Annotated in this window: 13 protein-coding genes; 7 read left to right on the plus strand and 6 right to left on the minus strand. The window is 53.5% G+C overall.

Features of this window, described 5'->3' with window-relative positions; all coding sequences use genetic code 11:
• The 3 genes from AD930_RS00300 to AD930_RS18150 form a co-directional block, all read right to left on the minus strand.
• On the minus strand, positions 1-1,652 hold a 1,652-nt coding region (locus AD930_RS00300; RefSeq protein WP_061504696.1), incomplete at its 3' end, for a recombinase family protein.
• A gap of 452 nt (positions 1,653-2,104) precedes the next feature.
• Positions 2,105-3,355: a hypothetical protein gene (locus AD930_RS00305; protein WP_156476776.1), complete on the minus strand. Its 1,251-nt coding sequence runs from the start codon at positions 3,353-3,355 to the stop codon at positions 2,105-2,107.
• A 669-nt stretch (positions 3,356-4,024) separates the two neighbouring features.
• On the minus strand, positions 4,025-4,384 hold the full coding sequence (locus tag AD930_RS18150; RefSeq protein WP_156476777.1) for a hypothetical protein: 360 nt from the start codon (positions 4,382-4,384) through the stop codon (positions 4,025-4,027).
• A 218-nt stretch (positions 4,385-4,602) separates the two neighbouring features.
• Between AD930_RS18150 and AD930_RS00315 the strand changes: the two genes are divergently transcribed.
• The 3 genes from AD930_RS00315 (at position 4,603) to AD930_RS00325 (ending at position 6,475) form a co-directional block, all read left to right on the plus strand.
• Positions 4,603-5,280, plus strand: coding sequence for a hypothetical protein (locus AD930_RS00315; RefSeq protein WP_244150436.1), 678 nt, complete (start codon positions 4,603-4,605; stop codon positions 5,278-5,280).
• A gap of 2 nt (positions 5,281-5,282) precedes the next feature.
• Positions 5,283-5,948, plus strand: coding sequence for a hypothetical protein (locus AD930_RS00320; protein WP_156476778.1), 666 nt, complete (start codon positions 5,283-5,285; stop codon positions 5,946-5,948).
• A 317-nt stretch (positions 5,949-6,265) separates the two neighbouring features.
• Entirely contained in the window at positions 6,266-6,475 is a 210-nt protein-coding gene (locus AD930_RS00325) for a hypothetical protein (RefSeq protein ID WP_156476779.1), read from the plus strand.
• Positions 6,476-6,527: 52 nt separating this feature from the next.
• Here AD930_RS00325 and AD930_RS00330 read toward each other — a convergent pair whose 3' ends face one another.
• The 3 genes from AD930_RS00330 to AD930_RS00340 all read right to left on the minus strand — a co-directional run bounded on the left by AD930_RS00330 (position 6,528) and on the right by AD930_RS00340 (position 9,020).
• On the minus strand, positions 6,528-7,376 hold the full coding sequence (locus AD930_RS00330; protein WP_061504702.1) for an FkbM family methyltransferase: 849 nt from the start codon (positions 7,374-7,376) through the stop codon (positions 6,528-6,530).
• A gap of 201 nt (positions 7,377-7,577) precedes the next feature.
• A complete protein-coding gene (locus AD930_RS00335) occupies positions 7,578-8,213 on the minus strand; it encodes a hypothetical protein (protein ID WP_061504703.1) in 636 nt (211 codons plus the stop codon).
• Positions 8,214-8,336: 123 nt separating this feature from the next.
• Positions 8,337-9,020 carry a LexA family transcriptional regulator gene (locus AD930_RS00340; protein WP_061504704.1) on the minus strand — a complete coding sequence of 228 codons (684 nt, stop codon included), beginning with the start codon at positions 9,018-9,020 and terminating at the stop codon, positions 8,337-8,339.
• 155 nt (positions 9,021-9,175) lie between these two features.
• Here AD930_RS00340 and AD930_RS00345 point away from each other — a divergent pair, with 155 nt between their 5' ends.
• The 4 genes from AD930_RS00345 to AD930_RS00360 form a co-directional block, all read left to right on the plus strand.
• Entirely contained in the window at positions 9,176-9,424 is a 249-nt protein-coding gene (locus AD930_RS00345; RefSeq protein WP_061504705.1) for a hypothetical protein, read from the plus strand.
• Positions 9,424-10,338: a hypothetical protein gene (locus tag AD930_RS00350; protein WP_061504706.1), complete on the plus strand. Its 915-nt coding sequence runs from the start codon at positions 9,424-9,426 to the stop codon at positions 10,336-10,338. Before AD930_RS00345 ends, AD930_RS00350 begins: the two co-directional genes overlap by 1 nt.
• Complete coding sequence (locus AD930_RS00355; protein ID WP_061504707.1) at positions 10,335-11,333, plus strand: hypothetical protein; 999 nt, start codon at positions 10,335-10,337, stop codon at positions 11,331-11,333. The genes AD930_RS00350 and AD930_RS00355 overlap by 4 nt, the downstream gene beginning before the upstream one ends.
• A 140-nt stretch (positions 11,334-11,473) precedes the next feature.
• Positions 11,474-11,804: MsnO8 family LLM class oxidoreductase (locus tag AD930_RS00360; protein WP_156476780.1), on the plus strand; the 331-nt coding region annotated here is incomplete at its 3' end.

Here is an 11,804-nt window from a genome sequence, read left to right on the forward strand (position 1 = left end):
GCCGCAGGTTCAAATCCTGCCTCCGCAACCAATGAATCCTGCATCAAGAACTTATCAAGAACGCCAGCGTCCGGGTGATGCATGGCGTTCTTCCTGTTTGTGGCAAAGGCCAGCATTGACACCAGGTCACCCTCAAGGAAAATCGCTAGTTCTCCATTCTCAGGGATGAGTTTGATCCGGGTGATCAGAGACCGGATCGCTTCTTTAGTCTGCGTTCCGGTGACTTCGTTTTGCAGGCTGTCTTGGAGCATCGCAATTTTCTGCCGATACAGCTCCGCCATGTTCGGATGAAGGAGTGGTGGGGGAGAAGGCGCGTCAGCCAGATGCCCCTCAATCTCCGCTTTGCGGGATTCGAGTTGACCGATGCGGTCTTTGAGGCGTGATCCCGGGACGCCATCGAGAATAGCCTGAATGGCCTTGTCGAGTTCGCGCTCGATTTTGGGAAGTTCGGATTTCAGGGTAGCCAGATCGGCTCCTTTTTCCATCCGCAGTCGGTTGACCTCTCGTGTGAACTCGTCACAGAATTCCTTGAAGAGGGCAGGATCCATCATCTGGGTCCGCAGACCGTTGAGAACGGATTTTTCCAGAACGTCCCGTCGAATTGTCAGGCGGTTCTTGCAGGTGCCCTTGTTGCGGGCCGTCGCGCAGCCAAGATGGTTTTTGGAGATCATCGAGAAACCGCCGCCACAGCAACCGCATTTGATCAGACCGGTCAGGAGATGGGTCGGACGTTGCAGGGCGTTGAGCGGATGAGTTCCAGTGCCACGAGATTTCTGCGACCAGGTCGTCTTGCTTTGACGGGCTTTGACCGCATCCCAGAGATCCTGCTCAATGATGCGCAGATCAGGAACATTCTGAAGAACCCATTCCGATTCAGGGTTGAGGCGGGAGACGCGTTTCCCGGTGTTCGGGTCCTTGATGTAGCGCAGGCGGTTCCAGATCAGTCGACCGATATAGAGTTCGTTGTTGAGGATGCCTGTACCGCGTTCCCGGTTGCCATTGATCGTTGACGGACTCCAGGCTCCGGAAAGAGGGCCGCGATGGCCTTCGGCATTCAAAGACAGGGCAATGGCTTTGGGAGATTTGCCGTCGGCATACTCCCGAAAGATCCGGCGAATGATCTCGGCCTGCTCGCCATTGATTGCACGTTCGCCGTAGATCGCCTCGCCATGAGTGTCGTGTTGCCGGACAACATCGTACCCGTAGCACAGGCCACCGCCGGACTTGCCCTGTTCGACACGACCGCGCAGGCCGCGTCTGGTTTTGTTGGCCAGTTCCTTGAGATAGAGCGCATTCATTGTGCCGGTCAGGCCAATGTGGAGGTGATTGATCTCACCCTCTGAAAGCGTGACGATCCTCACGCCGGCAAAACTCATGCGCTTGAATAGGCCGGCAATGTCTTCCTGATCGCGGGACAGGCGATCCATCGCTTCTGTCAGGAGGATCTGGAAGCAACCCGAATTGGCATCTGCGATGAGTTTCTGGATACCTGGTCGTATCAGCGAGGCACCTGAAATTGCCCGGTCAGAATAACTGTCGATGACCGTCCAGCCCTGCGTCTCGGCATAAGCACGGCAGAGCCGGAGTTGATCCTCAATCGAGGCCTCTCTCTGATTGTCCGAAGAGTAACGGGCGTAAAGCGCAACTTTCATCATCTTGATCTCTCATAATGTCAGGGGACTGGCGAGAGATGATGGTCCTCAAATGGGAAACGCGTGCCGGTCGGAATGTCAGGAGCGCACTCTTCATCGAACACAGTAGGTAAGGGGCACCTTGAGTGCGCCCGGATGGTGGGTGTTGTTCGAACCTGGAAACGGGACTGCGCTTTGCTGAGTGCCAGTATGTATGGCCCGTCATGTCAGTGCAAGAAAAACGTTTGGGTCAGGTTTGTTCCAATTGGTTTTTCAAGAATTCAAATGCCGCCTGCCTCGCCAGAATCTGCACAAGATAACGGAGCGTTGTGTCCTTGCTCTGAGATGTCGTCTCGAGAGTATGAGTTGTTCTCTCTGCTTTCATCATTGCCCCTCCAGTTTGCCTGTGGGGAGCCTCTCAGACGACGAATGCACGGTGGAGGCTAAAATGATTTGGACCGCACAGGGCGTTCTTACGGACGGGTATTGGGACCAGTGTAACTCTTTAAAGCAGAAACCAGTTCTGCCGGCAGTGGGGGAAGTGGCAAAACAAGGCCGGGCGGTGCTTTCCCGTTTGTGTCCTCAGCAACCCCTCCCTCTGGTGGTCCATAAAACTGAGTGGGAACTCTGTAGTAATATGCCGAAATAGGATCCTCGATCTGAAGCTTTGTGTCTCCCTTTGTGTAATTCCGCCAAAGTGGAGCATTAACGGGCGGTGCCGCAGCAATATCAGTTGCCAGCGCTGGTGTCAGAACTGGATCGAGCAGTCTGTGACGCGCCTTGTGTGAGCCATTTTGAATGCCCCAATTTCGGAACCACGAAGCATAAGCCACCGTAGCGCGTGCGATTTCCAGATCAGCTGGCGTGTCCATGAGACTATGTTGCGTACGAAAATCGCGTAAGCACTCATATCCTGTATCCGACCAGTTTCCGGCGCTTTCTGCGGGCAGGTAATGGTGACACCAGATTACATCGATTGCGGCAAGAAGCGGCAGAATAGCGTGATGCCGTGCTTTAAGAGCTTTGAAGCCTGACAGGCTAAGAGTGCTTTTGAAAGATTTCTTTCTTGTTCTTACTGTTTTAGAAGTTGCTGTAGACGTATGAGGCTCGATCAGCAGTGCATCTGCTCCCTGTGTGACATTCAGAGCATGGAAGCATCGTTGCCAGGAGAGCGGAATCTTCGGGTGATGACGTGCCTGTCTCGCTGCAATATGAAGAACGCGCCCTAAAGTCCCGCGCAGAGAGCCGGTAATTACGCTGCGCGAGGAAATGTAACGGTTAAAATCGTAGCGGGGAAAAGCCCGGCCAGTCTGTCTGTAAGCGCGATGAAGCTGATCCATTATAGTCCAGATATCGTGCGCATGGACATAAGACATCAGGGCGTGACGTTGAGCTCTCTGCTTTTTCTGTGTTTCTGCAGAGGGTTCTTCGGCTAAAGGTACGTAACGTGGACGTTGCTCCGGATCGATCAGTGCGTGCACCTGATTATGGAGATCGTGACGATTTTTTATCTCAAAATAATCTAAAAAGTCTAGAAATTGTCTATCAGATTCTGGCATCTGTGGAGTCTGGATCAGGAGGCGGAGTTTCTGTTCAAGAAACATGATGTGCAGATCTTTTGTCTCTGCCGCGGGAAAACAATGAGTGTCGTGCTGCGCAACAGAATTTAATAAAAAACACTGCAGTTTTACGTTCAGATCCTGATCCGAAGACTTAAAAAACATTGTAGAGAACCGCTTTATAAAATTCTGAATTAAAGGAAAGGCAAACATTATTATAAACAAGAGCGACATAAAAAATAAGATTTTTCGGGCAGTGAATTTGTTGTTCGCTTAAGTTCAAAAGCGTCACTTCCTCATGAGGAAGTGAAGGAAAGACTATTTTCTGAAATTTATGAAAGCACGTGTTCCTGTGCCGCGGCGTCAAAGATCTTTGCGTAGTCGCTCGCATGGCTCTCCCCGATTTTGGGCAATCCGTCAGGAAAATGAGTTGAACAGGACGGAATAAAGCAGACCCTCCTTATATTGACGATTATGCACGGTTTTTAGGGGTAAATCCTTGGTCCAAGGAACACCCCCCTGGAACCCTCCCGATTTTAGGGGTTCCCGTCGCAAAAAGTAGTTGAAACCGCCGGGCCAAGGAAGACCCCCCCTGATTTTGGGGTCTCCTGCACGGTTTTCAGGGGTAAATCCTTGGTCCAAGGAAAAACAGCCAAAAACACGACCAAAACCGGAGTGGAGGGCAAAACGGAATCCGCGTTTTTTCGGAAAAATTCTTAACAAAAAAGACCTCAAAAAAGCGCCAAAACCGACCAGGCCGCTCCACAACCATGAGGGCAAAAACAGACCTTAAAATGCCTCTGTGAATGATTTTCTACGGCTCACTCATAAACATTAGAGCCTCAAATAAATGGATACAGACGCCTTTTGAGGGGTGATTAGGTCATTTTTGAAGAAAGAGAACGACAGCTTTGTCAGAAGCCAGAATGAGCAGGAAAAAGACATAAATAACATTACAAAGATGTTAAATAAGTCAAAAAGAGAGAAAGATGGCACGATACCGTGTTTTTGGTGCAGGGCACCGAAAAACACTTCGTGCTGACTGCCTGCCGGCAGCCAGTTGGTCAGTAAAAGAACAGATTTAGGTTGTTGATTTGTAGTGAAATTTTTTCCGCCTTCTGGCTCGTCAAGGAGCGTTGAAAAGCTCGGAAATGCGACAATTACTGTAAGCAAAAAATACAACGATTTTTCCACAAACATGAGTGTTGGTGAAAATGATAAAATTCTCGAAAAAAGAATGAAAATAAGTCGTTCCCGACTTTTTCGGCGCTTGATTGAGCGTGCCGTCTGCAGTGACGTGCTTGCGTTATGAAGAAAGTGGATTTTGTTTTTGTGTGAGTCGTAGCGGGTCGAGGAGATGGAGAGTGTTCGAGGCTGCAGTGCCAGCCTCCCCAGAAAAGGAAAAGGCCTTCATGGCACAGCTTCCTTACGGGTTTACTCCATTTAGTGGAATTACAATGGCTACGCTTTCAACAACAGCAGGCAGTTCGTCTGCTTTGTCCTCTATCTTTTATCCGATCGACGAGGACCTTCTGCTTTATAGAGACATGGCTCTTGCTCTGGGTGCTCCTCCTAACTCCCATATGTTGCGTTTTATGGGGCCCGCTGGTCAGAATCTGGTATTCATTGGCGAGAGCGGCACGCAAGAGTGGGCACGGGTGCAGCACATGGCAGGCTGCCGCTGGCCGCAGTTGCCTGCACCCGGGTCTGTCGCAACCGACGGCACGAAACTGGACTCTCTTCCTGAGCGCATTGTCTATCAAATGCTCTCCGTTCTCAAACGCCGCAACATGCATGTGGATGTGCACGAACCCATCTGTATTAGTGACGGGCGTTTCCGCGCTGACCTTACGCTCCGTAAAGGTGCTGTCTCCCGCTACATAGAAGTAGTGGGCTGCTGCGGTTCTGATCGTATAACCCGCAATAAAGATGAGCGCACATGGCTGGCTCGGCTTGATCAGCGTCTTGCCTTCTATCGGGCTCAAAAAATCGAACCAGTTCTGATCTGGCTCGACATGTTTGCGCATCCCGCAGAGCTGAAAGACCTGTGCGTCGATCTCGTCGATGATGTTGCACTGCGCGGAGCCTGATCATGACCAATCATCCCAAAACAGCAGAAAGGCTCCCACGCTGGGAGGAGGGCACCATTCGCCTGATCGATATTCTACCTGAAACATCCGGTGGACCCTGTCGTCTTCGGTCGGGGTTACCGGTCTCCCTCGCGTGGAAAGACGTGATCTTTTGCGCAGGGCACAGGACGACAGAGATCGATAGTCCGACATTCGAGGGTGTTCTGGAGCTGGTGCCCGGTGAAAAAGGCGGGAGTGCGTTTGTCGTGGAAGACAGTCTCTTCAATGCGGTCTTTCCACGCGGGCAGGCACAGCCCTTGTGCCTTGCCGGCTATAATATGGCGTTCCTGCACCAGATGCTGGGTGGGCCGTGGGAGATGCCACCGTATCTCCTCTGTCTTTATCGCCTCGCGCGGGTGTTTCAGTTGGGCAAGACGGGTGACTACACACTGGCCGAACTGGCTGAATATAGTCAGCCGACGCTTGATATGCCTTGGTATGAAAGCGGTGCCACAGCCCGCCTGCTGCAAGGGCGTGTCCTGCTCTCGGAACTGCTCTTCCAGACGCGTCTGAACATGCTGGTCGCCTTATCCTGCACACGCACGCTGCCACCACCGGTTTCTGAGCCATGGGGCAAAGCGCAGGGATGGCAGGCAATGGAAGGCGGGATCTTTCGGGATTTTGACTAAATGCCGTCTGATGGCGGTGTCATCAGGGTACAGAGGGAAGGGGGCGCACTGATCGTGCGTCCCCTTTTTCTGGTTCCATGGGGTGGCCCACATTTCTCTTATGCGAGGGCTCCGTCAATCCGGCTTTTTTTGCTGGTAATGTACGCGTGTCAGATCTGTTTTTCAGATTTTTGCAGAGGCGTTTTCGAAGGGTCGTTGCCCTTCTCCCCAGAAAAGGAAGAGGTCATCGTGCGTGTGTCATCGGGGCTCCCGTGTCACTGTGCGCGAGGGGATTTTCTTTACTGAGGATAATGCCTTTTGAAGAAAGAACTTTTCTCATGTCAAATCAATTCTTGGAGAGCACGTCCCCGGTTCGTGACGTTTATGAGGTCTTGTTGATCCTCAAAGGCCCGCTTCTGGCGGGTCTCAGAGAGGTGCGCGATGGTGCGTCAGACACCATTGATGGCGTGGTTCTTCTGGCTGAAACGATGACACAGGCTCTGGAGCGCGCCTGTGACACACTCGATCGTCTCGACAAGAAAGACTGATCTCACAGCTGCTGCCTGTTCGCAGGCAGCAGTTTTTCTTTGTGCTTTATTTTTAAAAAGACGAGACTTGTCCGATCATTGACGGTTTTTTCCGTGAGAGCAGCAGGTTGGCGCGTGTGCGCCCGGCAATACGGTAGAGGCCGCTTTTAATCAGCAGCATGGAGAGCCCGGACCAGGCGCTTTTTTGTGTTGGGCGTTCCAGAACATGATATTCCATGCCTTCGATATCAAGCTTCATAAGTGTGATCTGCTTGAAACCGGCCTCGATAACGATATCTTTGAGTGGCCGGATGGGAATAAGCGCAGGATGGTCTGATGGACTGGCCTCTGTGGACAGTGGAGCAATCTGACCGCTGCCTAGATCATGATAGCGCGGCATCAGAGTGCCAGTTTCTGATGTTGCCCCAACTGCGCAGGAAATTGTCCAAATGGGGAGCGGTTGATTCAGGCTGAGCGTTTCCTGAAAACGCTGTATCAGGGTGGGGTTAGCCTCGATGGCCAGAATACGGCGTGTCTGACACTGTGCTGCATAGAGCGAGAAAAATCCCATATTGGCGCCCACATCGACAAATGTGGCGTCGGGGGACAAAATACGCCGCAGCCAGTGAAGTTCCCGGCGGTTATAAAGCGCGCCACAAACGGCACCTTTTGCATCCGTTTGATTATCCCGTGGGTGAAACCGCACTCGATAGCCGAACAGGAGGCCATCAACAATGTTTGGCCCTTGCTGAAACCAGGAGACGGCCAGGCGACGGAGCCTTCCGCGTCCAAGCAGGCGCTCATGCATGACCAGACGAGCCAGTCGCTGGCGGCGTGTCATAGGGTAGGTGCCAAAAGGGGCGATGGGGGCAAGACCTGCTCGGGTTTCTGCATAAGAAGGGAGGGTGGGGGAACGCAGCACCTGTATGGCTCCTGACTCGTCGCCACGAATGGGCGATATTTCTCAGGAGCATATAGGGCGGATTTGCGTCTATAGCAAGCGGATAAATGATTATATAGGCGAAGAAAATTATACTTTCTTGTGTTTCTCGTAGTTTTGTGCGCGAAGGTCTTGTAAACCAGTACGATCTGCCGGTTTACAGACCTCCGTCTTGTCTGAAGATTAAAAAGGTGTTCCTACCGACGTCAGTTTTTTCCAGTTGTGGAGTTTGGGGTCCCAGCGATTGATCACTGATCCCGGATAAGACAGGCTCGAGGCAAAATCATGCACGCCACTGAATTCGGTCGGGAGAAGCTGAATGCTTCCGGCATTGTCGTCCCACAGCAAGTTCCCCTGTGCGTCAACAATGGCGATATAGGTATCCGTTGCCCCATAATACGAAGCATGGGCAATCAGAACTGTGGCATGAGGGAGCGAAGGGCCAAAGCTGACATCGAGAATGCGAGGAGCCTGATCAAGAGAGGGGCTGTCTTTTGGGTCTCCTGGATAAAATTTCCCGTTCGAGAATTTCAGATTGTCCGTATGGGTGAGCAGGGCGGCATCGGCCGCTGTTGCAGCCCTTCCTGGTTTGGCCCCCAGTTCATCGCCGAAGGAAGGTCCCTTTGCATGGTCGATAATATGCTGCCAGTCGGTTGCATGGCTGATTGACGGCTGAGCTGTAAGAATGACCGCTGTCATGGCCAAAGCAGTGAACGACAGCCGTAAAAGCATGCGTGGGCGCGTGTGCGCAGAAAAGCGTGAGGAGGCCGGCGCGTTGCAGGTGTACTGTGGGATGGTAAGATAAGGCAGGAAAGACATGATGCGCTCCTGAGACTGCCCAAGTGGGTACGTGCGGTATAACTCAGGAGCGATGGGCGAAAAACCGCACAACATCAAGCGAAAAACCAATTATTGAGAGACAAAAACCGCCGGTTCTGCTTTTTAGGCGCGTGGCGGGCCACCGGCCCAGACGACTTCCCCAAGCACGATGAGTTCATCCGCTTCGCTTTGTGTCAGATCCTGAGGGGGATAACGGTCATGGTCGGATAAGGCGCGGATACCGCCGCCAAGCCGCTTCTCCAGACGACGGATCATGATCCCGTCACCGACATCCAGAGCATAGATCGCACCCCCTTTAATCTGGCGGGCACCTGTATCGATCAGGGCTAGATCACCATCTCGCAGGGTTGGTGTCATGGCGTCACCGCTCACGCTCACCAGACGCAAACCGGCACTATCCCGTGAAATCGTGGTATCCAGCCAGTTTCTGCCAATGCGGAGCCCTTCGTCCTGACTGTCGATCCACGGGATGACGACCTGGCTGCCGCCCCGAATAGCAGGCTGTCCTGTTCTATCTGGTGGTGTGTCAGGCGTGCTGCCAGTGCCATAAGCAATCCAGTCCAGTGAAACGCCGCAGACCCGGGCGAGGGCGGCGAGGGACGTGAGCTTCATCTCCCCGCCGTTCATATAATCTCTCAGGGTCGTGTAGGGGACACCGGCGGCCTTGGCGGCATGGGTAGTAATGCCGACAGACTGTGCGGCCTGGCGCAGCCGTTCGCCTCTTTCGCGCATGTGTCTGATCTGTTCATCCATAAGACGGCGTTTCCGTGTGCGTGATGCGGTCATAGGCACTCCCTGGTACGTGGGAGTTTACTCGTATGCGAAATACCGCTTGTGTGTATAGTTGAAATACCGTAACATGGGTGTTGCTGTGTTTCTGCGATTCCTCGTGCATTTATACGACTCTGGCACGAAATAACGCGGGTTTAAAGGGGGATGCCATGGCGGAGATCGAAAGTTTCCCGCTTAGGGAGAATGCTCAGGCGCGAGTAGAAGAGCTTTATGCCGGATTGCATGAGGTCACGCGTCTTGTGGAACTGGAGCATCTGATTCTGCACCAGAGGCTGGATGGCCTGAAAGCTGACAGTGATGGGGCCCGGCTTCTTGAAGGCATGATTGCTCTGGGCGGTGTCGTCACGGCGAAACTCTCCGGCCTGCTCCAGCTTTGTCGCGATGTAGGAAATCTCTGATGACGCGGTTGATTTCGGGTGATCTCCCGCAACGGGTATTTGCACTCGTTCGCAACGCGCCCCGGCGCAGTGCTGGTGTGGCGGGTGTTCTGCTTCTCTCGGCGTTCTGGTGGCATCACGAGCACAGTCTGCCTGTGCAACTGCTCAAGGCAGAAAACCTGCATTATCCAGACGGTGCGCGCCAGTGTCTGCAACTCGGTTCCAACACAGGCATTAACTTTCAGTTGCGTGGGGGGATGACTGGCTGGCTGGAGCGCACGGAGCTGACCAAACCAACAGCACATCCTTTTGTATTCTACGCGGGCCCTGCTGGGAATATTCCGGATCTTGTGGTTGATCTGGAGCAGCGTGGGCTGCTTGTGCGGCATACTCTGACGATGACGGCTCATCAGGCATCAAGTGAGGTCGGGCCGCAGGCAAGAACCGAAAGCGGTGCATATTATCACCCGGTCTCTTACCATAATATAATCCGAACGGCACCCGTCGTTATCTTCACCGTCAAACGCAATGACCCGCGTTTCCTGTACCGCTTGCAATGGAATGATCGTTTTCTGGTGGAAAAAGCGTCATTTCCTGTCAGGGTTTATGACACACCTCTTCCCGAGTCCGGTCGCTACACCGTTCCTGTCGTGTTTCCTTATATGGTGAGCATTGCGTCTGCCGCCTGTCTTCCGGTGCAGCCCCGCGAGGTCACCAATATCCGACCGCAGACAGATCCGCGAACTGGAAATCTGAGCTACAGAGCAACTGTCGTTTTCAGTGTGGACAGGGTGCCGGCGTGGATGGATACGGCAGTTTTCCGACGCACCGTAGGGGCTCCAGATTTTCTGGCCCCCGGCAGCAGGCTTCGCCGCGAGACGGTCTTTCAGGTCGAACAGGGTACGCCGATTTTCAGGACTGATTACACACAATGAGCAGTGCATCTGTAAAAAACGTCGTGGGCAGAGTGACCGGCCTTGCGTGCCGCAGACCGGTTTGGGCGGTATTGATGGTGGCAGGTCTTGGGGGCGGGTGGATATTGCTGACCCCGCATTATGAGTCCAGTCGGAGAGCGGCCGAAGAGGTTCTTGAATCTGTCCGCACATGGCCAGATGACCGGGGCAATATTCTTGGGGCTGCCAGCAGGCGTGTGTGTAAAAGGGTAAACAGCGAGATCTTCGTGTCCGGGCTGGGGGTGATGAATAATGTTGATCAGCCTCGCATGGCGCTTCCTGCCCCGGGTTACGATGCTGGGGTGACGGGTGTCTATTTTGGTGGTGGTCCGTCTGGTATCGCGTCAGGCGCGTTTTTGCAGGCGCTAATTGATGCGGGTGTTGTCAGACGTGTGCCCGTTACAATTGTCACGCACACTCATGCGCCGTCTGAAGAGGCTTCCGCTTTTGTCCCGCTTCAGGACACGATGGCAGGCGGGATGCCTGCTGCGCCGCAGCAGCAGTTCACCGAAAGCAATGACCAGATGAAGGCAGACCTGTTTATTGGAACAGGGCGGTCTGCGGACTGGTTTCTTGCCAACTCGTCACTGCGGACAGGGCTGATGGGAATTGCTCCGGCCATGACGCCCCGGCCTGTGCCGGTTAAGGACGGAACCGGCAAGGGCATTGTTCCGCCAGGCATCGTGGCACCGGACGGGCTGTGCTATCCGCTGGAAGCTGATCATGTGCTTGAATATACGGATGTCAGGTCCATAGGCTATAAAAAGCGCGAGATCACGGTTGCCATTCTGATGAAGCCGCGTGAGATGCCACACTGGGTCTCCGATCCCCGGATTTTCGAAGCCCTTCTGGATGGACCTGTTCTGCCAGAGGATGTGCATGTCTGGACGTTTCAGGATGCGGGCGATGGCTGGCGTCTGACTGGTATCACGGATATGCGCGAGATGGCGGGAAAAGGGCATTATGTTGGCGATTAGGTCTCCAGCGACGGAGAGCTTTTTTAGATCTCATGTAATCTGAGGCCGTATCTCCGCTATTTTCTACGTTTTGATAAGTCCTCTGGTATGGCGCGGTGTCGACCCCACATAGTACCTCGGCAAACAGGGAAGGGGCCTGCATGATTCCGCTTTCAATTCTCGACCTGGCGTTTATCAATGAAGGGAGTTCTGCTGCAGAGGCTCTCCATCGTAGCGCAGACCTTGCCGCGCATGCAGAGAGTTTAGGGTTCCGTCGCTTCTGGCTCGCGGAACATCATGCAATGCCCGGTATCGCTTCGGCAGCGACCGCTGTGGCTATTGGGTATGTTGCGGGAGCGACGAAAACCATTCGGGTGGGGGCAGGTGGTATCATGCTGCCCAATCACGCACCGCTTGCTGTCGCCGAAGCGTTCGGAACATTGGACGCTCTCTATCCCGGTCGGATCGACCTTGAATTGCCCCGGGTTTTGT

Source organism: Acetobacter malorum (assembly GCF_001580615.1).
In the GTDB taxonomy this organism is placed as follows: domain Bacteria; phylum Pseudomonadota; class Alphaproteobacteria; order Acetobacterales; family Acetobacteraceae; genus Acetobacter; species Acetobacter malorum.

Excerpts from the sequence above, each read along its gene's own strand:
- AD930_RS00345 (WP_061504705.1), top strand. The coding sequence starts at position 9,176 with ATGGCGGAGATCGAAAGTTTCCCGCTTAGGGAGAATGCTCAGGCGCGA.
- AD930_RS00350 (WP_061504706.1), top strand. The coding sequence starts at position 9,424 with ATGACGCGGTTGATTTCGGGTGATCTCCCGCAACGGGTATTTGCACTC.
- AD930_RS00305 (WP_156476776.1), bottom strand. The coding sequence starts at position 3,355 with ATGTTTTTTAAGTCTTCGGATCAGGATCTGAACGTAAAACTGCAGTGT.
- AD930_RS00325 (WP_156476779.1), top strand. The coding sequence starts at position 6,266 with ATGTCAAATCAATTCTTGGAGAGCACGTCCCCGGTTCGTGACGTTTAT.
- AD930_RS00340 (WP_061504704.1), bottom strand. The coding sequence starts at position 9,020 with ATGACCGCATCACGCACACGGAAACGCCGTCTTATGGATGAACAGATC.
- AD930_RS00335 (WP_061504703.1), bottom strand. The coding sequence starts at position 8,213 with ATGTCTTTCCTGCCTTATCTTACCATCCCACAGTACACCTGCAACGCG.
- AD930_RS00315 (WP_244150436.1), top strand. The coding sequence starts at position 4,603 with ATGGCACAGCTTCCTTACGGGTTTACTCCATTTAGTGGAATTACAATG.
- AD930_RS00355 (WP_061504707.1), top strand. The coding sequence starts at position 10,335 with ATGAGCAGTGCATCTGTAAAAAACGTCGTGGGCAGAGTGACCGGCCTT.
- AD930_RS00320 (WP_156476778.1), top strand. The coding sequence starts at position 5,283 with ATGACCAATCATCCCAAAACAGCAGAAAGGCTCCCACGCTGGGAGGAG.